Origin of the sequence: Oleomonas cavernae (assembly GCF_003590945.1) — a bacterium.
Lineage (GTDB): Bacteria > Pseudomonadota > Alphaproteobacteria > Zavarziniales > Zavarziniaceae > Zavarzinia > Zavarzinia cavernae.
In genome coordinates, this window is record NZ_QYUK01000011.1 from 1748876 (window position 1) to 1774694 (window position 25819).

Annotated in this window: 24 protein-coding genes and 1 tRNA gene; 11 read left to right on the plus strand and 14 right to left on the minus strand. The window is 63.7% G+C overall.

Annotated elements, in window-relative coordinates:
- Positions 1-8: 8 nt before the first annotated feature.
- From D3874_RS12200 to D3874_RS12210, 3 genes are all read right to left on the minus strand, one after another.
- Positions 9-998, minus strand: a complete 990-nt coding sequence (locus tag D3874_RS12200) for an amino acid ABC transporter permease (RefSeq protein WP_233559925.1) — start codon at positions 996-998, stop codon at positions 9-11.
- A gap of 189 nt (positions 999-1187) precedes the next feature.
- Positions 1188-2381 (minus strand): amino acid ABC transporter permease, encoded by a 1194-nt coding sequence (locus D3874_RS12205; protein WP_119778327.1) that lies wholly within the window; start codon positions 2379-2381, stop codon positions 1188-1190.
- Positions 2382-2454: 73 nt separating this feature from the next.
- Positions 2455-3477 (minus strand): amino acid ABC transporter substrate-binding protein, encoded by a 1023-nt coding sequence (locus tag D3874_RS12210; RefSeq protein WP_119778328.1) that lies wholly within the window; start codon positions 3475-3477, stop codon positions 2455-2457.
- 349 nt (positions 3478-3826) lie between these two features.
- Here D3874_RS12210 and metC point away from each other — a divergent pair, with 349 nt between their 5' ends.
- Positions 3827-5017 carry a cystathionine beta-lyase gene (gene metC, locus D3874_RS12215; protein ID WP_233559926.1) on the plus strand — a complete coding sequence of 397 codons (1191 nt, stop codon included), beginning with the start codon at positions 3827-3829 and terminating at the stop codon, positions 5015-5017.
- On the plus strand, positions 5014-6351 hold the full coding sequence (locus D3874_RS12220) for an MFS transporter (RefSeq protein ID WP_119778330.1): 1338 nt from the start codon (positions 5014-5016) through the stop codon (positions 6349-6351). Before metC ends, D3874_RS12220 begins: the two co-directional genes overlap by 4 nt.
- Here the strand turns inward: D3874_RS12220 and D3874_RS12225 are convergent.
- Complete coding sequence (locus tag D3874_RS12225) at positions 6287-6760, minus strand: Fur family transcriptional regulator (RefSeq protein ID WP_119778331.1); 474 nt, start codon at positions 6758-6760, stop codon at positions 6287-6289. The two genes, D3874_RS12220 and D3874_RS12225, sit on opposite strands and share 65 nt — an antisense overlap.
- A gap of 70 nt (positions 6761-6830) precedes the next feature.
- Between D3874_RS12225 and hisI the strand changes: the two genes are divergently transcribed.
- The gene (hisI, locus tag D3874_RS12230) at positions 6831-7223 is read left to right on the plus strand and encodes a phosphoribosyl-AMP cyclohydrolase (protein ID WP_119778332.1); all 393 of its coding nucleotides are present in this window, start codon (positions 6831-6833) and stop codon (positions 7221-7223) included.
- A 5-nt stretch (positions 7224-7228) separates the two neighbouring features.
- Positions 7229-7900 (plus strand): DUF3885 domain-containing protein, encoded by a 672-nt coding sequence (locus D3874_RS12235; RefSeq protein WP_119778333.1) that lies wholly within the window; start codon positions 7229-7231, stop codon positions 7898-7900.
- Positions 7901-8002: 102 nt separating this feature from the next.
- Here D3874_RS12235 and D3874_RS12240 read toward each other — a convergent pair whose 3' ends face one another.
- From D3874_RS12240 to D3874_RS12255, 5 genes are all read right to left on the minus strand, one after another.
- The gene (locus D3874_RS12240; protein WP_119778334.1) at positions 8003-8890 is read right to left on the minus strand and encodes an ATP-grasp domain-containing protein; all 888 of its coding nucleotides are present in this window, start codon (positions 8888-8890) and stop codon (positions 8003-8005) included.
- A gap of 213 nt (positions 8891-9103) precedes the next feature.
- Positions 9104-9817 (minus strand): hypothetical protein, encoded by a 714-nt coding sequence (locus tag D3874_RS12245; RefSeq protein WP_147385632.1) that lies wholly within the window; start codon positions 9815-9817, stop codon positions 9104-9106.
- 117 nt (positions 9818-9934) lie between these two features.
- Positions 9935-11218 carry a D-arabinono-1,4-lactone oxidase gene (locus tag D3874_RS12250; protein WP_158595961.1) on the minus strand — a complete coding sequence of 428 codons (1284 nt, stop codon included), beginning with the start codon at positions 11216-11218 and terminating at the stop codon, positions 9935-9937.
- Positions 11215-12513 carry a hypothetical protein gene (locus D3874_RS28550; protein WP_158595962.1) on the minus strand — a complete coding sequence of 433 codons (1299 nt, stop codon included), beginning with the start codon at positions 12511-12513 and terminating at the stop codon, positions 11215-11217. The genes D3874_RS12250 and D3874_RS28550 overlap by 4 nt, the downstream gene beginning before the upstream one ends.
- A gap of 88 nt (positions 12514-12601) precedes the next feature.
- A complete protein-coding gene (locus D3874_RS12255; protein ID WP_119778336.1) occupies positions 12602-13438 on the minus strand; it encodes an ABC transporter ATP-binding protein in 837 nt (278 codons plus the stop codon).
- 148 nt (positions 13439-13586) lie between these two features.
- On the opposite strand from D3874_RS12255, the gene D3874_RS12260 reads away from it, so the two are divergent.
- The 6 genes from D3874_RS12260 (at position 13587) to D3874_RS12285 (ending at position 18295) form a co-directional block, all read left to right on the plus strand.
- Positions 13587-14252 carry a TetR/AcrR family transcriptional regulator gene (locus D3874_RS12260; RefSeq protein WP_119778337.1) on the plus strand — a complete coding sequence of 222 codons (666 nt, stop codon included), beginning with the start codon at positions 13587-13589 and terminating at the stop codon, positions 14250-14252.
- A complete protein-coding gene (locus D3874_RS12265; protein WP_119778338.1) occupies positions 14249-15205 on the plus strand; it encodes an HlyD family secretion protein in 957 nt (318 codons plus the stop codon). The genes D3874_RS12260 and D3874_RS12265 overlap by 4 nt, the downstream gene beginning before the upstream one ends.
- The gene (locus D3874_RS12270; RefSeq protein ID WP_119778339.1) at positions 15202-16131 is read left to right on the plus strand and encodes an ABC transporter ATP-binding protein; all 930 of its coding nucleotides are present in this window, start codon (positions 15202-15204) and stop codon (positions 16129-16131) included. The genes D3874_RS12265 and D3874_RS12270 overlap by 4 nt, the downstream gene beginning before the upstream one ends.
- A complete protein-coding gene (locus D3874_RS12275; protein ID WP_119778340.1) occupies positions 16128-17288 on the plus strand; it encodes an ABC transporter permease in 1161 nt (386 codons plus the stop codon). The genes D3874_RS12270 and D3874_RS12275 overlap by 4 nt, the downstream gene beginning before the upstream one ends.
- Positions 17289-17359: 71 nt before the next feature.
- Positions 17360-18124 carry an enoyl-ACP reductase FabI gene (gene fabI, locus D3874_RS12280; protein ID WP_119778341.1) on the plus strand — a complete coding sequence of 255 codons (765 nt, stop codon included), beginning with the start codon at positions 17360-17362 and terminating at the stop codon, positions 18122-18124.
- A gap of 97 nt (positions 18125-18221) precedes the next feature.
- A tRNA-Gln gene (locus D3874_RS12285) sits at positions 18222-18295 on the plus strand.
- A gap of 33 nt (positions 18296-18328) precedes the next feature.
- On the opposite strand, the gene D3874_RS12290 is transcribed toward D3874_RS12285, so the two are convergent.
- The 5 genes from D3874_RS12290 to D3874_RS12310 all read right to left on the minus strand — a co-directional run bounded on the left by D3874_RS12290 (position 18329) and on the right by D3874_RS12310 (position 24325).
- Entirely contained in the window at positions 18329-19687 is a 1359-nt protein-coding gene (locus tag D3874_RS12290; protein ID WP_119778342.1) for a tyrosine-type recombinase/integrase, read from the minus strand.
- Between the two features lie 659 nt (positions 19688-20346).
- Positions 20347-21006, minus strand: a complete 660-nt coding sequence (locus tag D3874_RS12300; protein ID WP_119778344.1) for a ParA family protein — start codon at positions 21004-21006, stop codon at positions 20347-20349.
- 132 nt (positions 21007-21138) lie between these two features.
- Entirely contained in the window at positions 21139-22089 is a 951-nt protein-coding gene (locus D3874_RS27980; protein WP_147385633.1) for a hypothetical protein, read from the minus strand.
- Positions 22090-22698: 609 nt separating this feature from the next.
- Entirely contained in the window at positions 22699-23202 is a 504-nt protein-coding gene (locus D3874_RS12305) for a hypothetical protein (RefSeq protein ID WP_147385634.1), read from the minus strand.
- Between the two features lie 55 nt (positions 23203-23257).
- The gene (locus D3874_RS12310; RefSeq protein ID WP_119778346.1) at positions 23258-24325 is read right to left on the minus strand and encodes a MobA/MobL family protein; all 1068 of its coding nucleotides are present in this window, start codon (positions 24323-24325) and stop codon (positions 23258-23260) included.
- Positions 24326-25112: 787 nt separating this feature from the next.
- On the opposite strand from D3874_RS12310, the gene D3874_RS27985 reads away from it, so the two are divergent.
- Positions 25113-25523, plus strand: coding sequence for a hypothetical protein (locus D3874_RS27985; protein ID WP_147385635.1), 411 nt, complete (start codon positions 25113-25115; stop codon positions 25521-25523).
- Positions 25524-25819: the final 296 nt, after the last annotated feature.

Here is a 25819-nt window from a genome sequence, read left to right on the forward strand (position 1 = left end):
GTGCTCCCTTACTTGCGATGGCCGGTGTCGAGGCGACGTTCGATCCGCATGGAGACACGCGACATCGCAAAACAGAATACGCCGAACATCAGCGCGGCGAAGACGTAAGCCTCGACGTCCCGGCCCAGCCAACTGGCATCCTTGGCGCCATCGTCGAGAACGTTGAAGAGGTCGCGCAGACCGATGATCGATACCAGGGTGGTATCCTTGAACAGCGAGATGAAGCTGTTCACGATACCCGGAATGACCAGTTTCAGCGCCTGGGGCAGGATGATCAGCCGCGTCGACTTCCAATAGCCCAGGCCCAGCGCCTTGCCCGCCTCGTACTGGCCCTTGGGGATCGCCTGCAGGCCGCCGCGGATCACCTCGGCCATGTAGGCCGCCGAGAACAGTGCCACGCCGACCAGGGCGCGCAGCAGCTTGTCGACGTTGTTCCCCGGCGGCAGGAACAGGGGCAGCATGACCGACGACATGAACAGGATCGAGATCAGCGGCACGCCGCGCACCGTCTCGATGAAGACCACGGCGACCGACTTGGCGACCGGCATGTTCGAGCGCCTTGCCAGGGCGAGGATGATGCCCAGCGGGAACGATGCCGTGATGCCGGTAACCGCCACCACCAGGGTTACCAGCAGCCCGCCCCAACTGTCGGTCGAGACGAAGGGCAGCGAGAAGATCGCCACCGGGTCGGCAAGGCCGAGCATCTCGATGAACGGCAGGTAGTAGGTGCCGCCGACCAGCAGCACGAAGGCCAGCACCGGCCAGACGAAGAGCAGGAACAGGACCAGCGGCCGGCGCAGGGGCGTCTTGGGCAGGATCGCCAGCAAGGAACCAAGGCCCAGGAAGAAGACGATGTCCGGCCGCCAACGCTCCATCTCGGGGTAGGTGCCATAGATGATCTGGCCCATGCGCATCTTGATGAAGGTCCAGCAGGCACCCTCGGCCCCGCGCAGGCGCTGTTGTCGGTGCCCGAGATGACCGAGCTGAAGATCGCCCAATCGAGGAACTTGGGGATGGTGATGACCAGGATGTATAGCACCAGGGCGCTGAGGATCGCGTTGAACCAGCTCGAGACCAGGTTGCGCCGGATCCAGCCGATCACGCCGACGGTCGAGGCCGGCGGCGGCTCGGCCGGGGTCGGGGTGAAAATGACGGGCGGGTTGGTGATGTCGCTCATGGCTGCGCCCTCACCGCTCGACCAGCGCTTTGCGCGCGTTATACCAATTCATCCCGGCGGAAATCAGCAAGCTGACGGTGAGGTAGACCGCCATCGCCAGGGCGATCGCCTCGACCGCCTGGTTGGTCTGGCTGTTCACTGTGCCGGTCATCACCGCGACCAGTTCGGGATAGCCGATCGCCGCCCCCAGCGAGGAATTCTTCAGCAGGTTCAGGTACTGGCTGGTGAGCGGCGGAATGATCACGCGCAACGCCTGGGGAATGACCACCAGGCGCAGCGTCGTGCCGTGCCGTATGCCCAGCGAATGGGCCGCTTCGCTTTGCCCCTTGCCCACCGACTGAATGCCGGCGCGCACGATTTCGGCGATGAAGGAAGCGGTATAGAGGCTGAGCGCGATGGCCAGGGCGGCCAACTCGGGAATGATGGTGACACCGCCGGCGATATTGAAGGTGCCCTTGGCCGGCATCTCCCAGGAAACCGGGTCGCCGGCGAACAGATAGGTGAGCAGCGGCAGGCCGATGATCAGGCCCAGCGCGGTCCAGAAGGCGGGGAAAGACCTGCCCGTGTCCATGTGGCGCTTGTGGGCCCAGATGCGGACCGCGATGGCGGCAACGAAAGCCAGGACCACGGCGATGATGAACGGCAGGAACGCCGACTCCAGGACCGGCCCGGGAAAGGTGATCCCGCGCTGATTGAGGTAGAAGGTGTTTTCGATCGAGATGCTGTCCCGGACGACCGGCAGCGCCTTGAGCACCGACACGTACCAGAAGGCGATATGCAGCAGCAGCGGCACATTGCGCATGACTTCGACGTAGACGGTCGCCACCTTGGCCACCAGCCAATTGTTCGAGAGCCGGGCGATGCCGACGATGAACCCGATCAGGGTGGCGAGGACGATGCCGATGGCACTGACCAGCAAGGTGTTCAAGACCGCGATCAGGAACATCCGCCCGTAGGTCGAGCCGGAGTCGTAGCTGATCAGGTTCTGGACGATGTCGAAACTGGCGCTGCGATCCAGGAAATCAAACCCGGTCGCGACATTCTGGCGGCGCAGGTTGTCCTGGACGTTCTGGAACAGATACCAGCCGACGCCGAGGACGAGGGCAAGAAGAACGATCTGCGACACGATGGCGATGACCTGCGGGTCGCGCCACGGCCGTACACCGGAAGGCTTCGCCGCCGGGCGGCTGGAAGAAGACGTCATCCAGGTTCCTCGTCGCGTGATGTCGCGTGAAGCAACGGCGGCGGGATGCCAGGCATCCCACCGCCTTAGACGATCAACGGAACGGAGGCGCGTACTGCAGGCCGCCCTGGGTCCACAACGCGTTCAAGCCGCGGGCAATGCCCAGCGGCGAGCCGGCACCGACATTGCTGTCGAAGATCTCGCCGTAGTTGCCGACCTGCTTGATGATGTTGTAGGCCCAGGCGTTGTCGAGCCCCAGGCCCTTGCCGAGTTCGCCTTCGACACCAAGCAGGCGCTTGATCTCGGGATTGGCGTCGGCCTTGGCCTTGATCTCGTCGACATTGGCCTTGGTCACACCATATTCCTCGGCCTCGACCATGGCATAGAGCGACCAGCGAACCACATCGCCCCACTGGTTGTCGCCGTGCCGCACGGCCGGCCCCAGCGGCTCCTTGGAGATGATTTCGGGCAGCACGATCGCGCCGGCCGGATCGGCCAGCTTGATGCGCGTGGCATAGAGACCCGAGGCATCCGTGGTGTAGGCGTCGCAACGGCCGGACTCGAAAGCGGCGACCGCTTCGTTGTTCGAGCCGAAGGCGACCACGGTGTATTTGAGGTTGTTGGTGCGGAAGTAATCGGCCAGGTTCAGCTCGGTGGTGGTGCCGGTTTCGGTGCAGACCGTGGCGCCGTCGAGCTTCTTGGCGCTGTCGACACCCAGGGATTTCTTCACCAGCAGGCCCTGGCCGTCGTAGTAGGTAACGCCGACGAAATCGAAGCCTTGCGACGAATCGCGGGCCAGCGTCCAGGTGGTGTTGCGCGAGAGCAGGTCGACTTCACCCGACTGCAGGGCGGTGAAACGTTCCTTGGCGGTCAGCGGGGTGAACTTCACCTTTTCCGCATCGCCAAAGATCGCCGCCGCGACAGCGTGGCAGACATCGACGTCGATGCCCTTGTAGACGCCCTTGTCGTCGGGCGCCGCAAAGCCCGCCAGCGCCGGCGAGACGCCGCATTGGACGAAGCCCTTCTTCTTCACGTCGTCGAGCGTGCCGGCGTGAGCCGCGGTCACCGTACCGACCGCGAGCACCGCGCCGATCGTGAGCAGGCTAAGCTTGGTCATTCTAGAAGCCCCTTGTCAGGTCTATTGGGCCGCCCGGCATTGTCGCCTTTGTGCAAGCCTCGGCGCACACGCTAACAGTCATTTGCGCGCCTTGCCAAGCGGGGACGGTCAGATTTTGTGCGCCGCAGCGCATTCTTTCCTAATTGCGCCTGTTCTTTGGGCGGCGCGCCAAATGCCCAAAACCAGGGCAGCGACAGCCTGCGTGCGGATGCGCTATCAATGGCAAGCAGCTTCGGCACCCGCCTCCTCACCCAACCCTCTCCTCGCCTTAAGGAGAGGGCTCTTCTCCCCTCCGCCCTCCGGGGGGAGGGGGGGGAGGTGGGCAAGCGAGATCTTCGAGGAGCTTTTCTTGTCGCGCAAACATCGCCCCGATACCGACGTCGTTCACCTGGGCCGCCGGCCCGCGGATTTCCACGGCGCGGTGAACCCGCCCGTCTATCACCTCTCGACCGTCCTGTTCCCGACCCTGGACGCCCTGGAGGCGGCCCAGCGCCCCTCGCCCGATCCACGGCGCATGACCTATGGTCGGCGCGGGTCGCCCACCAGCTTCACCTTGAGCGAGGCGGTCGCCGCCCTCGAGGGGGCGGACGGCTGCCAGATCACCCCGTCCGGCCTCTCGGCGGTGGCGACCACCCTGCTGGCCCTGCTGAAAGCCGGCGATCACCTGCTGATGGTCGATTCCTGCTATGCCCCGTCGCGCGGGCTGTGCGAGGGGGTGCTCAAGCGCTTAGGGATAGAGACCACCTATTACGATCCGCTGATCGGCGCCGGCATCGCCGCCCTGATCAGGCCCAACACCACGGTGATCTTCATGGAAAGCCCGGGGTCCCTGACCTTCGAGGTCCAGGATGTGCCGGCGATCGTCGCCGCGGCCAAGGCGGCGGGCCATCCCGTCACCACGGTGATCGACAATACCTGGGCCTCGCCCTTCTATTTCAAGCCGCTCACGCTCGGCGTCGACATCTCGTTGCAGGCGGCGACCAAATATATCGTCGGCCATTCCGATGCCCTGATCGGCACCATCTGCGGTAACGCCGAAACCCTCCCGCGCATCAAGCAGACCGCCGGTGACATGGGCGTTTGGACCGGGCCCGACGACATGTACCTGGCCCAGCGGGGCCTGCGTACCATAGGCGTTCGCCTGGAACGCCACCAGGAAACCGGCCTAGGCCTGGCCCGCTATCTCCAGGGCCGGCCCGAGGTGAAGCGGGTGCTGCACCCCGCCCTGCCCGACGATCCGGGTCATGCTTTATGGAAGCGGGACTTCATCGGTGCCTCGGGCCTGTTCGGGGCGGTGCTGCACCCGGTGCCGCGCGCCGCCCTCGCCGCCTTCCTCGACCACCTCGAATTGTTCGGCATGGGCTGGTCCTGGGGCGGCTATGAGAGCCTGTGCGTGCCCCAGCACCCCGAGAAGATCCGCGTCGTGACCCCCTGGACCGAGCCGGGCCCGCTGCTGCGCTTCCATGCCGGGCTCGAGGATATCGATGACCTGATCGCCGATCTCGACGCCGGCTTTGCCAGGATGGCCGCCGCCACATGACCGATGCGGCGCCACCGCGGCGCGGCCTGGCGCGGCTGACGAGGCCGCCGATCGCGCTGCCGCCCCGGCAGTGGCAGGTGCTGCTGCTGGTGGGCGTCGCCTTTTTGATCAACCAGTACGACCTGGGGGTGTTCGGCCTGGCCCTGCCGCGCATCCAGGCCTCGCTGGGCATCGGCGAGGGCGAGATCGGCAACGTCACCGCGCTGATCCGCATCGGCGTGCTGCCGGCCTTTGCCCTCGCCATGCTGGCCGATCGCCACGGCCGGCGGCGCATGCTGATGATCACCATCGTCGGCGTCGCCCTCTCCAACCTGGCGACCGCCTTCGCCCCCGACCCGACCAGCTTTGTGATCTGCCAGATCTCGGCCCGCAGCTTCATCGGGGCCGAGGAGATGCTCTCGGTCGTGGTCGTGGCCGAGGAATTGGACAGCCGGGTGCGCGGCTGGGCGATCGGCGCCCTGGGTGCCCTGGGCTCCATGGGTCACGGCGTGGCGGCCTTGATGTTCGGCATGGTCGATATCCTACCCCATGGCTGGCGCAGCCTCTATTTCCTGGCCGCGGTGCCGCTGCTGGCCCTCGCCTTCCTGCGCCGCCGCCTGACCGAGACGGCACGCTTCGCCCAGTACCGCGACAGCGGGCCGCCGGCCTCCAGCCTGGCGCCGCTGCTCGCCCTGGCCAGGGCGCATCCGGTTCGTGTGGCGATCCTGGCGGCGGCGGCGGCGCCCGTCGCCTTCGCCCTGGCGCCGTCGCTGCTCTATGTCTCCAAGCACCTGCAGGTCGACGAGGGCTACAGCCCGGCGGCGGTCTCGCTGCTCTACCTCACCGGCGGCGCCGTCGCCATGCTGGGCAACCTGGCCGGCGGGCGCCTGGCCGACCGGCTGGGCCGCCGGGCCGTGCTGACCGCGGCGGCCCTGATCAGCCCTGCCCTGTTCGCCGTCTTCTACGGCGGCAGCGGCGCGATCGTGCCGGCGGCCTGGGTCGGGGCGATCTTCACCTATTTCTGCGTCGATGTAACCTTGTCGGCGCTCAGCACCGAATTGTTCCCGACCTCGAGCCGGGCCACCGCCTCGGCCGGCCGCTCGCTCATCTGGTCGGTCTCGGCGGCCGGCGGCCTGTGGGCCCAGGGCGCCCTGCTGGAGCTTGCCGGCAGCGCCTCCACGGCGACCATCTGGGTGCTGGCCCTGGCGCCGCTCACCGCCCTTGTCGTGCTGCTCGCCATGCCGAGACCGCGGGCAAAAGGCTCGAGGACATCGCGCCCGAACGGCCGCTCTAGCCCGCCGACCGGCAGGCGGCGCAGATCCCGGTCAGTTCGACCGAGGTCGACTGGACACTGAAACCACGCTCGGCCGCGCGGGCGGCCAGCATGCCGACGGCGCCGGGATCGCCCAGTTCCGCCACTTCCCGGCAGCGGGTGCAGATCAGGAACTGGCCGGCATGGCTGGTATCGGGATGGCTGCAGCCGACAAAGGCATTGAGCGAGGCGATGCGGTGGACCAGCCCCTGCTCCATCAGGAAATCCAGCGCGCGGTAGACGGTCTGCGGCGCCACCGGCTTGCCGCCCACCTCGCCCAGCCGGGCGACCAGGTCATAGGCCCCCGCGGGCCGATGGCTTTCCAGCACCAGTTCGAACACCTGGCGGCGCAGGTCCGTCAGCTTGGCGCCGCGCGTCGCACACAGCGCCTCCGCCCTGGTCAAGGCGTCGCTGACGCAATGGTCGTGGTCGTGATCATGGGCGTGGGTCATCGGATACGACTATACCGCTTGGGCCCCAGGATGCTAGAACCGACGTGATATTATAACACCAGAGCCGATCATGACCGCCACCGCCATCGCCCAAATCCTCGCCGCCGTGAAATTCGACGAACGCGGCCTCGTGCCCGCCATCGCCCAAGCCCACGACAGCGGCGAGGTCCTGATGATGGCCTGGATGAATGCGCAATCCCTGGCCGAGACCTTGAATACCGGCCGCGTCACCTACTGGTCGCGCTCGCGCGCCGGCCTGTGGCGCAAGGGCGACACCTCCGGCCATGTCCAGGTGCTGCGCGAGCTGCGCGTCGACTGCGACGGCGACACGATCCTGCTCCTGGTCGACCAGACCGGCCCCGCCTGCCACACCGGCACCCGCACCTGCTTCTTCCGCAAGGCGGAGGATGGCGCCCTGGTCGAGGCGGCGACCTTCGTGCCCTGCGGGCATGAGCACGGGTAGGCCGGGTGCCCGGCAACACGACCATAGCCGAGATCGCGGGCCTGTTCGGCAAGCCCGAACTGTCCCACGCCCTGTTCTATGCCTTCGAGGTCGGCCTTCGCCTCAGGCTGGGCAGTGATCAAGACTGGCACTATCAGATCGACCGTATTCCCCGTTTTCTGCATTCGATCGACCGCGCCCGGGCGATCATCAGGGCGGTGTTTGCGCCGACGGACCCGGTCGCACTGATCAGCCAGTATGGCGGACCGGCCTGGGGCAACGCCGAACGAAAGGGCATCGCCGCCCTGAAAGCAGCGGGATTTGATGTCGGCGTGCTGAAACCCGCAGGAGACGTTATCCAGGACGACCATGACGACGGGACCTATCGACGCTGGTATCTCACGCCGCCCCTTCCCGCCCATGAGGTCGACAAGCTGACATGGTGTGCGGTGTCAGGCGAGATAGACGTCAAGCCGCAGGCGAGCGCGTTCAAGATTTACCTGGTCGATCCGGACCGCAAGGTCATCGCCCATGTCTATGACGACCGCGGCATGGACGTTGTCGCCCTGGAACCCGATACATTACGGCCGCTCTATCGCCAGTTCCAGGGCTGGCTGCTCGACTACGACCGCAGCAGAATGGACGCTGTCTTCGCCTCCGGCAACGTGTTGCCCGTAACCCCGAAGACTACCGACTGATCCCCCAGCCGTCATTCCGGCGAAGGCCGAATCCATTTTGATGAAGCGCGTGCTGGCCCGGAATGGATTCCGGCCTTCGCCGGAATGACGTGGGGAGATGTCTCAGCGCAATGGGCTCACACCGAGAATCGCGTTGAGCAGGTGTTGCGGGTCAGCAACTTCAGGCAGGCCTGAAACTTGACCGTCACCTACTTCCAAAAGGAGCCATCCGCCACTGGCGAGGCGTGCAAAGTCGGCCGTCGCGAAATGACTTGGCAAGGCAGCGCAGACAGCTTCGACAATTTCCTTTGGCGGGCCATCGCCAATCATACCGGTGATCCTTGGCCAACAACCGACCGGGTGACCGTCGAACGCAAATACCCGCCATTCCATGACCTCGTCGCCGATATGGGCGAGCTCACGCCAGGCACGAAATACCAACCCACCGACCAGAGAATTACCCTGGAGTTCCCGGAAACGAGAGATCACTCGCTTCGCCCCCGCAAGATCGCTCGCTGACGGGATGAAGCAGGCTTCCTCCCAATAACCCGCAGCCTGCGATTTTACCCAGTCCTTCAGAACCACGGGGCCATCGCCGAACGCTGCCAGCGTGTATGCCAGCGCTTGGTCGTCATCCATCTCGTCGCCGGCAATCCATGCAGTCGGCGCCATCCAAGGCGCCACATGAGGATAGGCCACCGGCCCCCAATGGCACGCTGCATACTGATCGGGCGAATTGACGAGGCGGACTTCCTTCGCTTCCAGCGCATCGTACAGCAACGCGTAGTCTTCCACCCTCAACATCCAGCCGCGGTAGATAGCCTCGATCGGGCCGTCGACGCGAAGGCGTCGTAGTGCAGCCTTGGTGTCGTGACGATGATCCAACGCCTCGTGGTCGATCAGCAGATGCGAAACGCCAAGCGCCGTCGCTGCGTCAGCCTCCCGCTGAAATGCGGCATCTGCGACCTTTGGATCAATTGGATCCGAGCAGAAGATAATCGTCTTTGGCATTGCCCCACCTGCACTCCACCTCGAAGTGAACTAGTCGTATGTGGTTACCAACACTCGTCCACTCGTCATTCCGGCGAAGGCCGGAATCCATTTTGATGAAGCGCGTGCTGGCCCAGAATGGATTCCGGCCTTCGCCGGAATGACGTTTGAGGTTATACAGTATATCCCTCGAACGGACGGTCAGAAATTGACCAAGGTGCCTTCACTCCATAGTCATATGCAGCTCTGTTGCAGCGAGCAGGCCTTCTCGGTACTCGAAAGTAATGCCCCATCCCGGGTAAGACCCAAATAGACTTGGGAGACACCATAGCGCGGGTCCGATCCCACACCAACGCCGCCCACAAATTCCCAATAGTTTTCCGCCGTCACCTGGCTTAGGTAGGCAGGAAATTCGTCAGAAAAGTCCGGCTGATATCGCGAATTCATCCCGGCCATGAACGCCTTATGCCGTTCAGGAGCCGTTACCAAGTCATACCAGTATTTCACCACATCGACGAATATCTCTGGCGGTGTATCTCTTGTAGCCACGTAGTCCGCAGAATCCTGGCGGGGGCACGGACCATCCGCTATCGTCATGTAGGTCCAGACCCTTTCGGTTGCCACGACCAATTTCTTGTCGGGCTCATCCTTCCATCCGCCCTTGCCGTCGCGGAACATGAAGCGCTCGGTGAACAAGCAGACGTCGCTCGGCGCCCTCATCACCTCCGACCTGACTTCATAGGAGTATCCGCCAGGAAATACGAAGTGCGAGCAGACCTCGACGGCATCATGCGGCATCGCCCGCAGATAACTCTTCAGTTCGGCGGGTATCTGCGGACTGTCACCAAAATAGACCTTGCAACGATCGAAGGTGAGCGCGCCCTTCGCATTGGCGTGTGCCGTGACAAGACAGGCAAGCAAGCCCACTGATATCGCCAGCCATTTCATCGCCATCCTCCCCTTCTCTCGTCATTCTGGCGAAGGCCGGAATCTATTTTGATGAAGCGCGCGCTGGCCCGAAATGGATTCCGGCCTCCGCCGGAATGACGGTGGTGACTACGGGGCCTACTCCTCGAACAGGTCGCGCAGATAGTCGTTGAGGAACAGGCCGTCAGGGTCCAGCCGGCGGCGGACGGTTTGGAAGTCGTGCCAGTGGGGATAGAGCGCTGCGAGGTCCGCCGCTTTCAGGGTGTGGAGCTTGCCCCAGTGGGGGCGGCCCTGGTGGTTGCGGAAGATGGCTTCCATCGCCGCGAAATAGGCGGTGAAGTCCTCGCCAGCCAGGCGGTGGACGGCGATGGCAGCGCAGTCGCGGCCCTCGAAGGGGCTGAGCCAGATGTCGTCGGCGGCGACGTAGCGGAACTCGATGGGGAAGTAGATCCTGGTCCCCGTGCGCTGGAACCAGGCGCGGATCTCGGCGATGCACTCCAGGCCGGCCTGTGCCGGCACCGCATATTCCATCTCGTTGAAGCGGACCGAGCGGCTGGAGGGGAAAGTGCGCTCGGCATAGTCGATCTTCTCGCTGCTGCCGGCCGCGGCCGAGAGCCGGGCCAGCGGGCCGGTGAGCGCCGGGATCAGGCGCGAAGCCTGGGCGAAAGCCCACAGGGCGCCGTTCTCCACCACCGAGGTCTTGAAGTGATGCAGGGCAAGGGCCTTGGAGACCGGGGCATCGGTCGGGTCCAGGGTTTTCACCACGGCCGCCTGGGAGAGCGGGAACCAGAAGAATTCCGCGTGACGATGCGCCTGCGCGAAATCCGGGAACGTCGCCAGCACCTCGTCGAGGGCCATGCCGCGCTGGCGCTCGTGCAGCGTATAGGCGGGACGGCAGGCGAGTGTCACCTCGGAGAGAATGCCCATCGAGCCCATGGCGACACGGGCGGCGTTGAAGACGTCGCTCTCGACCGTGGCGCTGCACGACACGATGTCGCCGCTGGCGGTCACCAGGCGCAGGGCGGTTGCCTGGGACGCGATGCTGCCCAGGCCGACCCCCGTGCCATGGGTGCCGGTGCCGATGGCACCGGCAATGGCCTGGGCATCGATGTCGCCCTGGTTGGCGAGGCTCAAGCCCCTTTCGCGCAGCAAGGGGCCTAACGCCCTGATCGTGGTGCCGGCCTTCACCGTCGCCTGTTCACCCTCGACCGCGACCACGCCGCTGTGGCCGGCAAGGCTGATATGGGCGCTGTCGGTTACGCACAGGGGGGTGAAGGAATGGCCGCTGCCGACCACGCGCAAGGTCAGGCCCCGGGCCTTGGCCTCGCGCACCGCGGCGACGATGCCGGTCTCCTCGACCGGTGAGAAGATGACGGCCGGGTTGGCCTGGTGCAGGCCCGACCAGTTGCGCCAGGCGGTCACGGTTGCACCGAGGGCCTGGTGAAGCGGGTCGAGAGCAGGAAGCCGATGCCGATCAGTTGCGCGGCCGGGCCGATCAGCCCCAGGAACAGGTCGGCCCCGGCCATGGGCGCGAACAGCGGCAGCAGCCTGACGCCGCCGGCCCCGGCCAGGATCGCGGGAACGACGACATAGAGCACGATCAGATAGACCAGGGCAGCCAGGTGGCCGCGGCGCATCCGCGGCCCCAGCACGACATAGTAGACCAGGGCCATGTCGCGCAGCAGGAACAGGAAGGTGGCCACAAGCTGGGCCGCGACCCGGCCGCCTTCCGGCATCTGGGCGACCGTGGCGACGCCGACCGCGATGATGACGGGCAGGCCCGCCACCCAGGGCGGCATGTCGGCGAAGGCGCCCTGCCAGTCGCCGGCGGTCAGGCGCCCCAGAAGCCGGCGCAGGCGCACGATGCTCTTGGGTTCGAGGAAGCCGGCGGCCCAGGTCGCCATGACCAGGACATGAAAGCTCAAGCCGGCCTCGACGAAGGCATCCCCGAAGGCCAGGCTGTCGGTGATCTCGGGCAGGCGGTTGGTGAAGCCGTTGAAGAAGACCACCAGGAAGACCAGGAACAGCAGCCAGACCAGCGGCCGGCTGCGATACTGCAACTCGGCCCGCATCAGGCGGTAGCAGCCGATCCAGCCCCAGAGCGCAAAGAGCGCGGTGACCAGCAGGGCGAACAGCTTGGGCTGGAACACGATGCCGTACCAGTTGATCTCGAACTCGAAGCCCACCACCAGGGGCAGGAACTGGAACGAGGCGAGGATCGCCACGATCTGGGCGAAGGTCACCTGGAAACGGCGGACACCCGATTGCAGGCGCAACTGGATCAGGCCGAACCACAGCGCGATCGAATGGGCAAACAGGCCGGTGACGACCAGCCTGACCGGCGCCAGGTCGTCACCCGGCACGCCGCCCGAGGCGAGCACGGCGCCTAAGCAGATGGCCGCGCCATACCAGGAATAGACCGTGCCGCCCAGCAGCTTGCCCAGGGTCATGGCGCTGGGCCCGATGCCGGAGAGACGCTGGCCATCCCAGGTGCGGCCCTGGACCTCGGAGACGACACTGTCGCAGGCCATGCGGCTGCCCCAAAACACCAGGATGGCCCAGCAGACGACCATGGCGGTCTGGGCCACCGCCGCCTGCTGGTCCCAGGTCCAGCCCATCATGAACAGCAGGAACAGGACCGCCGGCATGGCGATCAAGCGCTGGGTCGAGAGTTCGAGCCACAGGTTGCGGCGCAGTTCGGGGTTAAGAAGCATCATGGCCGTGCCGCCTTCACCTTCTCGAGATAGCGGTCCTGCAGGCTGCCATGCTCCTCGGCCAGGCCGGCGACGATAAAGCCCTGCTCGATCAATTGCCGCAGCAGCAGCGACTGGGCGACGAGATCGCCGGCGAAGTCGAAGACCGCCCCGGCCTCGCCGACCTTGGGATCGGTAACGCCGGGCATTCCCCCAGTGCGTCCAGAAGGCGATCGGCACCCGCCGCCAGGACCAGGCGCAGATGGCGCGAGGCAGCCGCCTGCCCGGCCCGATGGGCACCGCGCAAGGGGGCATGATCGACGATCCGCCCCTGATCCACGATCAGCATGTGGGACGAGTAATCCTCGAGTTCCGCCAGGATGTGGGACGAGACGATGATCGTCATCCCCTGCGCCTGGAGCGACAGGATCAGCTCGGCCAGGCTCGCCCGCGCCTCGGGGTCGAGGCCCGAGGCCGGCTCGTCCATCAGCAGGATGCGCGGGCGGTGGATGATGGCCTGGGCGATCGCCAGGCGCTGGCGCAGGCCGCGCGACAGGCTGCCGGCCCGCTCGCCCAGGCGGTCGGCCAGGCCCAGCTTGGCAGCGGCATCCTTGGCCACCGGCACCGTGTCGCCCTCGATCCCGTGCGCCCCGGCCCAATAGCGCAGGCATTGCAGCACGGTCAGATCGTCATAGAGACCGAAGAATTCGTCGAGGAAGCCCAGCAGGCGGCGCGCCGTGCGCGGCTCGGCCGCGGCATCGATGCCGCCTAAGCGGATGGCGCCGGCATAGGGCACCTCCAGGGTGGCGAGGCAGCGCAGCAAGGTGGTCTTGCCCGCCCCGTTGGGGCCCACCAGCGCCGTCACGGTGCCCGGCTCGATGCGGAAGCCGACCTGGTCCAGCGCCCGCTTGGCCGGATATTCGAAGCAAAGCCCCTCGACCTCGATCATGCCTGGCTGATCCCCCTCATTGCCGGGGATTGTTCACGGGCCGGCGCCCGGACGCAACATGAACTCCCACTCCTCCAGACCGCTCTTGCCGTCTCCTCTGATTTGCAGTAAATAAATGACCAGTCAGTTATTAACATCGCGACACATCATGGCCCGAAGCCGCCTCCATCCCGATCCCTTCACCGAGCCGCGCTGGCGCCGGCGCAAGGATGCGCGGCCGTCGGAAATCCTCGATGCCGCCCTGGGCGTCTTCGTCGAGAAGGGTTTCGCCGCGGCGCGGATCGAGGACATCGCCCAGCGCGCCGGGGTCACCAAGGGCACGGTCTATCTCTATTTCCCGTCCAAGCAGGCGGTGTTCGAGGCCCTGATCCGCCAGGCCATCCTGCCGCGCTTCGAGGCGATCGAGGCCATCGCCGATGCCTATGATGGGCCGATCGCGCCCTTGTTCCAGCGCCTGATCCAGGAGGTCGGCCAGCGGGTGGCGGGCGAGTTGGCGGTGTTTCCCAAGCTGATCATCTCGGAGGCGGGGAATTTTCCCGAGATCGCGCGCTTCTACCGCTTCGAGGTGATCGCCCGGGGCGAGGCGCTGTTCTCCCGCCTCTATGCCAAGGGAGTCGCCACCGGCGAGTTGCCCGATATCGATCCGCGCATCGTCACCAAGCTGACCGTGGCGCCCCTGCTGCTCAGCGCCATCTGGAAGACCACCTTCTCGGCCTTCGACGAAGAAGCCTTGGATGTCGCCGCGCTGATCCAGACCCACGCCCAGGTTCTCGCCCGCGGCCTTGCCGCGCTGGCCCGGGAGGCACGCCCATGACCCGCACCCTGTCCCCTTTCGTCCTGCTTGCCCTGATCCTTGCCGGCTGCGGCGACAACGGCGGCCAGGTTACGGTCCAGGGCTATGCCGAGGGTGATTTCGTCACTGTCGCCGCCACCGCCGGCGGCCGCCTGACCGCGCGCCCGGTGAACCGCGGCGACGTGGTGAAGGCTGGCGACGCCCTGTTCGCGCTGGACGCGACGGCGGCCACAGCCAGCCGCGACCAGGCCGCCGCCAGCCTCGCCCAGGCCCAGGCCGATCTGGCCGACAGCCTGAAAGGCAGCCGGCCCACGGAAGTCGCCGCGATCGACGCCCAGATCGCCGAGGCGCGCTCGGCCCTCGATCTCGCCCGCATCGAGTTGGCGCGCACCCAGCGCCTGACCGCGACCCAGGTCGCCAGCCGTCAGGGCCTGGACAAGGCCCAGGCGACGGTCGAGCAGGCCCAGGCCCGCCTCGAGGCCCTGGAAGCCCAGCGCGACACCGCCACCCTGGGCGCCCGCGACGACCGCATCCTGGCGGCACGCGCGGCAGTCGCCGCAGCCAGTGCGACGCTGGCCGATGCCGAGTGGCAACTGGCCGAACGGCAGGTAACGGCGCCGGTGGCCGGCATCGTCAGCGAGACCATCCGCGACCCCGGCGAAGTGGTCGCGGCCGGGGCCCCGGTGCTGACCCTGCTGCCCGACGACGGCACCAAGATCCGCTTCTTCCTGCCCGAAACCCTGCTGCCCAAGGTCGCCCCGGGCGACACGGTGCGCCTTGCCTGCGACGGCTGTCCCGGCGATCTCGCCGCCCGCGTCACCTATGTGGCGCCCAAGGAGGAATTCACCCCGCCGACGGTCTATACCGTCACCAACCGGGAGACCTTCGTCTACCTGGTCGAGGCGCGGCAGAGCGCCGGGGCCACGCGCCTGCGCCCCGGCCAGCCGCTCGACGTGACGATCGGCGCGCCATGACCACCCCGCTCGCCATCGATGTCACCGATCTGACCAAGCGCTTTGGCGAGCGCACGGTGGTCGATCACGTCTCGGTCAAGGTCAAGACCGGCGAGATCATGGGCTTCCTCGGCCCCAACGGCAGCGGCAAGACCACCACCATCCGCATGCTGTGCGGCCTGCTGGTGCCCGACGAGGGACGCGGCACGTGTCTGGGCCTGGACGTGCTGGCGCAGAGCGATGCGATCAAGCGCCAGGTCGGCTATATGACGCAGAAGTTCAGCTTCTACGAAGACCTGACGATCGAGGAGAACCTGAGCTTCGTCGCCCGCATCTATGACCTCGACCGCCGGGCGCAGCGCGTCGCCGAGACGCTGGAACGCCTGGGGCTGGCCAACCGCCGCAACCAGCTCGCGGGCTCGCTGTCGGGCGGCTGGAAGCAGCGCCTGGCGCTGGCCGCCTGCATCATGCACGAGCCGCGCCTGCTGCTGCTGGACGAGCCCACCGCCGGCGTCGACCCCAAGGCGCGGCGCGATTTCTGGGACCAGATCCATCTCCTCGCGGCCGAGGGCATGACCGTGCTGGTCTCGACCCATTACATGGACGAGGCGGAACGCTGCCACCGCATCGCCTACATCGCCTATGGCAAGCTGCTGACCGAGGGCACGGTGGACGAGGTCGTGGCCGCCGCCGGCCTGACCACCTTCGCCCTGTCGGGCCCCGGCATGGGCGCCCTGGCCAGGCTGCTGGAAGGCGCGCCCGGCGTCGACCAGGTCGCCCCCTTCGGCACCGTGCTCCACGTCTCGGGCCGCGACGGGGCCGCCCTGAAAGCCACGCTGGACAGCGTGGTGAATGGCACGCCGGGGGTCCACATCAGCGCGGATGCCCCGTCGCTGGAAGATGTCTTCATCCTGCTGATGGGCGGGGCACAGGACAATTTCTCATGACGACCTTCCTCCATTCCTTCGGCATTTCCCGTGCCCGCCTCGCCGCCATGGTGGTGAAGGAATTCATTCAGATGCGGCGCGACCGCCTGACCTTTGCCCTGCTGATCGGCATCCCGATCATGCAGCTCGCCCTGTTCGGCTTTGCCATCAACAACGACCCCAAGGGCCTGCCCACCATCGTCCATGTGGCCGAGGACGGCCCCCATGCCCGCAGTATCCTCAGCGCCCTGCGCAATTCCGGTTACTTCAAGCTGGAGGAAGAGGCAGCCAGCCGGGCGCAGGTCGACCGCGCCCTGGAACTGGGCCGGGTACAATTCGCAGTGACGATCCCGGCGGGCTTCGAGCGCACCCTGCTGCGCGGCGAGACCCCGCAACTGCTGATCGAGGCCGATGCCAGCGACCCCTCCGCCACCGGCAATGCCATCGCCGCCCTGGCGCGTATCGGAACCGAGGCCCTGCGCCACGACCAGGGCGACCTGGCCGGCACCACGGTCGCGACGGACGACCGCCCGCCGCCCTTCGAATTTGTCGTCCACCGCCGCTTCAACCCCGACGGCATCACCCAGTACAATATCGTGCCCGGCCTGATCGGGGTGATCCTGACCATGACCATGGTGATTACCACCGCCATGGCCATGACCCGCGAACGCGAGCGCGGCACCATGGAAAACCTCCTCGCCATGCCGGTGCGGCCGATCGAGGTGATGACGGGCAAGATCCTGCCGCCCATCGGCATGGGGGCGATTCAGGTCTCGGTCGTGCTGATCGCCGCGCGCGGCCTGTTCGGGGTGCCGATGACCGGCTCGTTCCCAGCCCTGATCATCGCCGTGATGCTGTTCATCGCCACCAACCTGTGCATCGGCTTCACCTTCTCGACGGTGGCGCGCAACCAGCTCCAGGCGATGCAGATGTCGTTCTTCTTCTTCCTGCCGTCGATCCTGCTCTCGGGCTTCATGTTCCCCTTCCGCGGCATGCCGTCGTGGGCCCAGGCGATCGGCGAATGCCTGCCGCTGACCCATTTCCTGCGGGTGGTGCGCGGCGTCATGCTGCGCGGCAACGGCTTTGCCGAGGTTTCGGCCAATGCCTGGCCGATGCTGGCGATCCTGGTCGTTGTGACCGTGGTCGCCCTCAACCGCTATCGCCAGACTCTGGACTAAAGGCGCGGCCGACCCGATAGCGTCACGAATCGGCCCTATGGTGCCGGCCGTGTTTACGCTTGAGGCTCGTCATGTTTTCGCTGGTCGGGAAGAAGGCACTGGTGGTCGGCATCGCCAATGAGTCCTCGATCGCCTTTGGCTGCGCCAAGGCCTTCCGCGCCCAGGGCGCCGATCTCGCCGTCACCTTCCAGAATGCCAAGGCGGAGCCCCATGTCCGCCCCGCCGCGGAGGCGTTGGGTGCCAAAATCGTGCTGCCCCTGGACGTGCAGGAGGACGGCGAATTCGGCCGGGTGTTCGACGAGATCGAGCACCTGTGGGGCCGGATCGACATCTGCCTGCACGCCGTCGCCTTCTGTCCCAAGCCGGACCTCCACGGCCGCGTCGTCGATTGCTCGCGCGGCGGCTTTACCACGGCGATGGACACCTCGGTCCATTCCTTCATCCGCATGGTGCAGCGGGCCGAGCCGCTGATGCCCGCCGGCGGCACCTGCATGACCGTCTCCTACTTCGGCGCCGAAAAGGTCGTCGAGCACTACAACATCATGGGGCCAGTCAAGGCGGCACTCGAATCGGCCAGCCGCTACATGGCGGCGGAACTCGGCCCCAAGGGGATCCGGGTGCATGCGCTGTCGCCCGGCCCCTTGAAGACACGGGCGGCGTCGGGCATCGACCATTTCGACGAACTGATGGCGCGGGCGGCCGAACGCGCGCCCACCCACCACCTGGCGGATGTCGACGATGTCGGCGCCTATGCAGCCTTCCTGGCCAGCGACGAGGCCGCCAACATCACCGGCGGTGTCCATTACATCGACGGCGGCTACCACATCGTCGGCTGAGCTTTCCGGCCCCGCCCCGCCTAAAATTGCCCTTCCGCCGTGGTTGACAGCCCAGGGCACCGCGACTATGTTCCCGGCCTCGCGCGCCGCATCCCGCTGGGGGATAGTTTAGCGGTAGAACCCCGGTCTCTGACACCGGTAGCTCTGGTTCGAATCCAGGTCCCCCAGCCAAGCTTTCCGCGGGTTTCGTCGCACGCAGGACCTTCAAGCTGCCTTAGTTGGGCGGCGGTTGGCAAGTGTTTTAGAATCGGCGGGAACGCCGGCCGGATGAGGCAGGGCACCGGTTGCAACCTTCCGCCAGAAGCCTCTGCCTGGCAGCGGTATGCCGACCGCCCGCGCGCGCTTAGAAATTGCCACGTCCGAAATGCCGAACTCTTTGCCGAGATCGGTCAGTGGGCCGCTCCAAACCATTCTTTCCAAGTCTCTGGCTGTCACCAGCGCCCACCGAGCCCGCCCTATCGGGACGGCCTCTTTTGGTACAACCTTTAGGGTCCGCTGAGCCCGATTCAACTTAGCGATCGCCGCGGCACCCACTTGCGAGTCAAAACCAAGATAGTGCTTCTCGAGGATCGACCGAGCGTGGCTGAGGCTATGGCCAGTGACTGCGCAAATCTCCGGAACGGTGCAACCCGCTCGGGCCAGCCGCACGACCGCTGTGCCGCGCAAATCGTGGAATCGGAGGTTGGCAATTCCTGCCCTTTTAACCGCCGCCCGCCAGGCTGCCCGGAACCCGTAGGCGGTCCAGGGTTTGCCACGGGAATTCACTAGAATCGGGCCCCGAAGTAGGATGGGGTCGGCGGCTTCAGCCGCCGATCGGGCCGCATCGAGAGCGGGTTTGAGGGCCTTGGCGACGGTGATTCGGAGCCGCACCTCGGTATTCTGCCTTGCCTTCGAGACGCTTTTTTGTTGGACGAGCTGGAGACAGGTGTCGTCATAGGCCGCCCATCGCAAAGCCAACAAATCACCTTGCCGTTGCCCTGTGTGCAGGGCCAAAAGTAGCGCCAGATGGAATTGGGGCGGGGCGAGAGACAGAAAAGTTGAAATTTCGGCGTCGGACCAAATTAGCTGAGCCCGAGAACCGGTCGCAAATTTGCCACCTCCCTTACAGGGATTCGGCTGCTCACGGATCCAACCCTCGTTCAAGGCCACCGAAAACACGCGCCGTAGAAGCGACCACCAGAGATCGGCCTGCTGTGGATGTTTTTCGGCAAGCTCTGCCCGGTATCTCTTGAAGGCCTTTCGGGCGGCCGCCAATTTGCCCGTCACCGGCATTGACCCAAATTTCGTCTCTATCCGTCGCACCTGTAGTAAATAGCTTTCGCGGGTGTTGGGTTTGAGATTCTTAAACTCTGGGAGCCGTTGGTATTTGTTTAGCAAATCAAGTAAAATAACAGGAGTCTTCTTGACCTCAATTATCCTATTTGATTCGAAATATGAATTTTCGAATTCAACCGTTCCCGGCTCGCCTCTTAACCTGGGCCCACCTTTTCTGGCGTAATAGTAAATTTTCTCTGTACCGTCAGCGAGCCTCTTCTTGACGGTGTTAATCCCCCTGAAATCCATGGTCAGACATCCATCTTGATAAATCGCTGTTGGATTCCGAGTGGTCCAGGCTGGACGCGCTGCCGGCCTCGACCCTCAAAGTACCATCTCTCGAAAGCGATACCGCCCCAATAGGAGTCGCAGCCTCCGCAAGGACCTCAATGATATCCTTGAGCGCACGCTTCTGCCGGGCGGTAAGACCGATACTCATAGGTCCAGAATTGCCATCCGGAACCGAAACGCCAGCGACTCATGGCCGCGCAGAATCGTGAATCACAGTTCGCGCATCTCTCTACCCTCAACGAGGGATAGATCCCTATGCCATTTGGCCGCCCATCCGAGGTTATCGCCCGCGAAGCTCCTTCCAGACAGCCCATGCCTCCTCAATAATCACTCCCTGCGTAGTGCCTCGCGCCCGTGCTTCGTTTGCTATTTCGTCGGCAACTCCGGGCAGTGTCTTGGCATGAATTTGTCCGGTTCGAGGGCTAGGCAATCGTCCTCGTCGGCCTGGTTCTCTGGTCGTAAAGCCGTGGGCGTCGCCGGCAACATCCGCGGCCTTCTCGATCGCTGCGCCCTCGGCCTTCGGCCTCGTTTTCAGCCCCTTTAAATCAACCGTGAATGGGTTACTGCTCATACTGTTATCCGATTAATATAATTATCCGGTAATTATAATAATCGGATTAGTGTTCTTGCAAGAGGCGCTGATAAACGGCGTGAGCAAAGCCGGCGGCGTTCTCGATGGCCCCCGCCTGGTTGCCCTGAGGTGGCATCGAGCGAAGATCGCCACCGAATTGGAACAGGGCTGCAAAAGCGCCGCGCTCCATTAGCTCGGGTGAAATTACGTCCACCCCCTGCCCGGCTAAGCTTTGCTCGAGGCCGGTGTGCGCCCTCGATCTAACAGCCTTTGTCATGGTGAAGACGACCGCTGACCTGATCGCCCTGCCAAGGGCTTCCTCTTCCTCTCGAATCAGTGCAAGCGCCCTGATCCCGATCGAGGCATCTAGACTCGTCGGCCGCATCGGAACGACAACGAGATCGGCTTGGCTTATCGCTCGGCTAACAAGACGGGACGCCACCCCTTCCAGGTCAACGACAACCACCTTGCCATCCCCATCCACCTTCTTGATCGTCTTGATCACCGTGGCCTCCGTTACGTCATCGATGACATCGATTCCGTCAGGGAGCGGAGCTTTGCTGGCCCATATAGTGACACTCTTGTTTGGGTCGCAATCGAGGACAGTTACACTGGCGCCAGCGATAGCGAGCTCCGTTGCAAGTAGGATGGCTGTGGTGCTTTTCCCAGCCCCACCCTTTGGGCTGGCAACAACGATAACTGGCATACTGGATAATCCAATTCATCCGGTTTTTAATTATACCGGATAAATTGGATTACCGGATAAAAATATGATTGTGCTCGCACATTTTCGCGCAAACAAAATACCCAAATATATGGAAATCCGTTGAAGACAACCTTACCATTTTCGGTCGATGGGAAAACTAATTCCACTTCCATGGGAATCTAGAAGTTCTTCGTGAATGAAATTCAAGGATTTACTCTTGCCTGTGGCCCGCGATGACTCAAAAATTGCGTGAGATAGAACATTCCAATAGGCCCGAACTGGGAAAATATTGTTAGATTTAAGCGAATCTGACAGGAGATTTCGGAGGTACTCAGGTTCAGGATCGATCACATAAACATTCCCTTGAAAGCCCCTAAAGCGGCTCTGAAAGCATGCCAGGGAAACGTGATCATCGTGAGCATCTCTATTCCGCGCAAAGCTGTAGCCGATGATTGCGATAAATGCTGGAACGGTTCGGCTAATTTCCAATAACCGTAAAGCTAGATTCTGATCTGCCCAAGTTTCTGGAACGCCCATGAGAATATCGTCTGACAAATCTGGTAAATGCTCATCACGGACACTTTCTATCAGGTCTTCGATTTTTGGTGACCCGAACTCCCGCTCAATAGTTCCATGCATATCAAGTACTCGATGGCGTCGCCCACACAATCTTGACGCCAATCCATCGTGATTGTAATTTGCAATAAATGATGGGGAAAATAGCCGAAAAACACTGTAACTATCACTTTTCCTATTGATGAAATTAGCTTTTGCAAGGCGATTTTTTAATAATAGACGGGTATAAAAATTCGGAATTCTTTTTATTATTTCCAAAAATAGTAAATTATCATAACCAAAACGAATTTCCCTATCTGGGAATACCTCGAATGGCGTTATGTTGCTTGAATTATTGACAATTCCTTTTGTTAACGGGGAGTGAGTTGGCTCGGCGACAGAAAGCCCGCCGAGATTACGCAAGAAATCCAGCGGTGGCGCTGTCCAGAATGCCCTACCAAGAGGAGCTGTACCCGCCGAGGCGCCCGCCCCCAAGAGGTAAAGGCCCGGAGCGGTCCTAAATTGCATCAGGAGAAATTCGAGGCTCGGTGCACCAGGGAGCATCATTGGGCCCGTGTTTGAGCAAGATCCGCGATCGCTCATAATTGCATGGGAACCGAGGCCGCCGCCACAGTTGGACGGTGCCCGGTCGCCGAACGTACATTATGGAAAATCCGGGGAAGTCAATTTTAAGACCTCGCACGCCCCGCCGACGGGCGCACAGAATTCGGGGCATTGTATACATGCCAGCGTCGGGCTGGCGCATCGCTCGATTACTTGCGATTATTTGTCACCAACCCAGCACCACCGCCGACTGGGTTCATTGCTCGTCGATCGCGATCAGCACGACGCCCCCTATCGTTTATCCCCGCTCCGCCCTTCCTCGGGTGGTCCGAAACTGGGCCAGATGACCCTGGACAGTCGGCCTCGACGCCGACTATTCTCCTTCTACTCTCCTTGAGAGGTCCGCAAATCGTGGGCCAGATGAAACATCAGAATGCTGTCGGTGCGCGACTGAAATCCACTGGAGGTCCGCAAATCGTGGGCCGGATGAAACATTCACGAAGACGGCGTCACGACCTGGCGGCCACTGGAGGTCCCTTAATTGCGGGCCAGCGGAACTTTAAGTCGGTTTTGTCACTCACGCTCGCGATCCGGCTTCCCACCGTCGTCACTGCCCTCGCCACCATCTCCTTTTCCCGATGAGATGGTGGCGCGAACTGCGGCCAAGAACGCTGGATCGAAAGTAAGATCGAGGTTGACCAACCCCATGTCCGCAGCCAGAAGTCGGGTAGCGATATCCAGCAGGTCACAACAGCTGTAGATAAAATGGACTTGGTCGTGGGCCAGCAAAATGGCGGAATTGACCAGGTCTTGTGTCGCCGCGCCGCTGGTTTGGTAGGACTGCAATTTCTTAAATTTCTCGGGCAACCCGCCGTCACCTGCCCACAGTTTTCGGCGGCTTTCGTGAGGCCCATTGTCACCAAACGCGTCCAAAAGGACCGCGAGAAGCGCAATTTTCTGGTCGTAGGCCGTGACCCATGTGGCCCCCGTCCAGCTGTGCTTTCCGGCGCTGTTTAAGGTCCTGCGCCCGCCGAATTTTTCCAGCAATTCCGCGGTCATTTTCCCTAATTTGCTCATTACCTGGTTCCTTCTCTCAGTGGATGCTTGCCGGTTGGAAAGGGCGCAACGCGCCTCAACGAACACGGCCACGGGGGCCATGCGTGGTTGGTTTTTTGGCCCGGAGTCCGCGCGCCGCCTGCCGCCTGGCAAGGTCGTCTCGGCGCCTTTGCTCAAGCCGGGCGTTGACCATTGCGCGTTCATCAGGCTCATGACCGCCTCGGAAAACGGTATTCGGCGGCTCGATTTTCTTTGGAATGATCGCGGCGGCGATCGTCCGTGCGATATCCTGCCCGACCCGATATTCCGCAAGGGGCTGCCCTTGTGATTCAGAGACCAGCGCGCTGGTGAGGGCGCTGAGCGACGACCCAAGTCGGATGGCACGGAGCCGAGCTGTGACTTGACGATCTCGGTCGGACTCGACCCCGCGCCGCGCCATGTGGCGTGCCTTGCCCTCGCGCAGTTGAGCCGTTTCAGCGGGCAACCCGCGGTCGCGCCGACTGCGATGATCGACACGAGTTGGTGACCCGATTTTGACCAGTGCCTGATTACAAGACTCGGCCCAACTCAGCCGCCACCGCCGCAGCTCGCCCGTTGAGCCGAGTTCACCATCGGCGCGACTCCCTTGCTTGGTCGCCCAGGCCTGACCTGCAAATTTTCTGTCGGACACCATGACATGGCAGTGCCAATTTCGATCATCGCCCTCATGACCAGGCCGGTGCCAGGCCACGTCCGCAGCGACCCCATGACGATCGACCAAATTGGTCTTTACCCACCCCCGCACAAGGTCCCTAGACGCGTCGCTGTTTTCCCCAATCTCGTGTGGCAGGCTCAGGACGAACTCGTAGCCCAAAACGGCCCCGCGCCGCTTCTCGACCTGCGCGACGGCGTTCCACAATTTTTCCCGGTCACAAGCCCAGGCCGGCGCGGTCTCCGGCAGCAGGATTTCCGCGTCAACCACTCCTCGCTGTCGGCGCCGATAGTCTTCGATCTCACCGACCTCTAGGTCGTGAAGGCGAGATCCGGACCGGTAGGCCGCCATCGCGACCAAGGAATGACAGACCCGCGCACCCTGCTGTAATCGACCGCGCCCACCGGCTCGATGGAGCTTTTGAAGGGAAAGCCGGAAATGCCCCTCGCCCATCCGCCGACCTCATTGACCGGGGTGGGTTGCGGAGGGGCGAAGCCCCTGCCGCGCGGGGTGAGGGGAAGCCCCCTCCGAGGCGGGGTGGGTGCAGGAGGGGTGGAACCCCTGCCGCCGGGGTTTGGGGCTGGCCCCAATGCGACGCTCCGCGTCGCTGGGTCCAGGGGCGTAGACCCCTGGCGTGGAGATTTGGGCGCAAGCCAAAATCCCGGGGGAAGCTCGCTTCCCCCATAACCGCGCCGTTCCGGGTTTTTCCATCTTGCGAGCTCGTGATGAAGATAACTACGTCGTGTGGATCAGCCGCCATAAATGCCGGGGAAGTCAACAGCCGAGGCGGGCAAATAGTGATTCACGATTCTGGGGGATAATCGCTCGATCGATGTGGCTATCGATGCACGGAAAGGTGATTCACCTTTCCGAAAAGCGACAGACACTTGCCATTTCCGGCGGCTTCCCAAAATCTCGAAAAGGAACGCGAAATTGAGGTGACCCGATGAAAACGCCGGACCAGAAAATAGCCGAACTACGACGGGAGATCGATCGGCTGACCGAAAAATCGAGAGCAGAGGCTGCCCGCGGGAAAATCGTCGCCGGGGCGCCCTGATCGCTGCCGCTCGGGCGGATCATGGGGCGGCCCGCTTCGCGCTCAGTCTACTCACCAGCACCCGATTTGTGTCGCGCCCGGAGGATCGAAAGTCGGTCGCGCCGATCGTCGCTGAGCTGGAAAGCCTCGCATCCCACCCAGTCGCCCAGCCAATGGAGGCGTCCTCCGATGAATAGGCATCAAATGCTGGTGTCAGCCGCCGCCTTGCTGGCTGTCACACCACATCCTTTGCAGGCAGCAGGTTCCGGTGGCAGTACGCCCCTGGTCACGATTGCGCCCGCCTCGCCCGCCGACATCATGTTCAGCCTGCCGGGATTTGACCCGGAGAGCGATACTGCCACGGGGCGGGATGACCCGACGAAGGCCCCGCCGGAAAAAGGCCGGGTCAAGGCCGGAGAATCACTTTTTGTCTTTGCTCATGACGTCTGCCGTCGGATCGACGTGCAGCACGACTCCCCGGCGCCGCGCTCTTCGCACCGTTTAAAACAGCGAGCGAGTGGCGGGCGTTCACAGGCGTGCCGGCGGGACATGAAAAAGACCCGACTGCCGGTTATTCCTCGCCGGGCAATTCCCCCGCCGCAAAGGCGACGCTGACGGCCTGTTGTCCACCGCAAAGGGCATCAATTTGTGGTGTTGACGTGATGCTCGGATACAAAAACGAGCGAGGAACACTCAGCGTGACCGGGCTGGGGTCGTCGAGAGCGGAGTTTCAGTGTACGAATGGTGAATGGTCGCTGAAATCCGTCGTCGGATCCTGTGGTCCGGCTACGGATTTCAGTTGTCCGGCGACGCAACGGACCTGGGAAGTCGATGGCAAGCGCTGCTCGGCGCCCCTCTCGTCGACCACCGAACCTAACAGCCGGTCACGCGTTTTTGATCTCGTCCAGCCG

Coding starts and splice junctions, on each gene's coding strand:
- D3874_RS12205 (WP_119778327.1), bottom strand. CDS start 2,381: ATGACGTCTTCTTCCAGCCGCCCGGCGGCGAAGCCTTCCGGTGTACGG.
- D3874_RS12210 (WP_119778328.1), bottom strand. CDS start 3,477: ATGACCAAGCTTAGCCTGCTCACGATCGGCGCGGTGCTCGCGGTCGGT.
- D3874_RS12220 (WP_119778330.1), top strand. CDS start 5,014: ATGACCGATGCGGCGCCACCGCGGCGCGGCCTGGCGCGGCTGACGAGG.
- D3874_RS12225 (WP_119778331.1), bottom strand. CDS start 6,760: ATGACCCACGCCCATGATCACGACCACGACCATTGCGTCAGCGACGCC.
- hisI (WP_119778332.1), top strand. CDS start 6,831: ATGACCGCCACCGCCATCGCCCAAATCCTCGCCGCCGTGAAATTCGAC.
- D3874_RS12240 (WP_119778334.1), bottom strand. CDS start 8,890: ATGCCAAAGACGATTATCTTCTGCTCGGATCCAATTGATCCAAAGGTC.
- D3874_RS12245 (WP_147385632.1), bottom strand. CDS start 9,817: ATGAAATGGCTGGCGATATCAGTGGGCTTGCTTGCCTGTCTTGTCACG.
- D3874_RS28550 (WP_158595962.1), bottom strand. CDS start 12,513: ATGATGCTTCTTAACCCCGAACTGCGCCGCAACCTGTGGCTCGAACTC.
- D3874_RS12255 (WP_119778336.1), bottom strand. CDS start 13,438: ATGATCGAGGTCGAGGGGCTTTGCTTCGAATATCCGGCCAAGCGGGCG.
- D3874_RS12260 (WP_119778337.1), top strand. CDS start 13,587: ATGGCCCGAAGCCGCCTCCATCCCGATCCCTTCACCGAGCCGCGCTGG.
- D3874_RS12265 (WP_119778338.1), top strand. CDS start 14,249: ATGACCCGCACCCTGTCCCCTTTCGTCCTGCTTGCCCTGATCCTTGCC.
- D3874_RS12270 (WP_119778339.1), top strand. CDS start 15,202: ATGACCACCCCGCTCGCCATCGATGTCACCGATCTGACCAAGCGCTTT.
- D3874_RS12275 (WP_119778340.1), top strand. CDS start 16,128: ATGACGACCTTCCTCCATTCCTTCGGCATTTCCCGTGCCCGCCTCGCC.
- fabI (WP_119778341.1), top strand. CDS start 17,360: ATGTTTTCGCTGGTCGGGAAGAAGGCACTGGTGGTCGGCATCGCCAAT.
- D3874_RS12290 (WP_119778342.1), bottom strand. CDS start 19,687: ATGGATTTCAGGGGGATTAACACCGTCAAGAAGAGGCTCGCTGACGGT.
- D3874_RS12300 (WP_119778344.1), bottom strand. CDS start 21,006: ATGCCAGTTATCGTTGTTGCCAGCCCAAAGGGTGGGGCTGGGAAAAGC.
- D3874_RS27980 (WP_147385633.1), bottom strand. CDS start 22,089: ATGCAATTTAGGACCGCTCCGGGCCTTTACCTCTTGGGGGCGGGCGCC.
- D3874_RS12305 (WP_147385634.1), bottom strand. CDS start 23,202: ATGAGCAAATTAGGGAAAATGACCGCGGAATTGCTGGAAAAATTCGGC.
- D3874_RS12310 (WP_119778346.1), bottom strand. CDS start 24,325: ATGGGCGAGGGGCATTTCCGGCTTTCCCTTCAAAAGCTCCATCGAGCC.
- D3874_RS27985 (WP_147385635.1), top strand. CDS start 25,113: ATGCTGGTGTCAGCCGCCGCCTTGCTGGCTGTCACACCACATCCTTTG.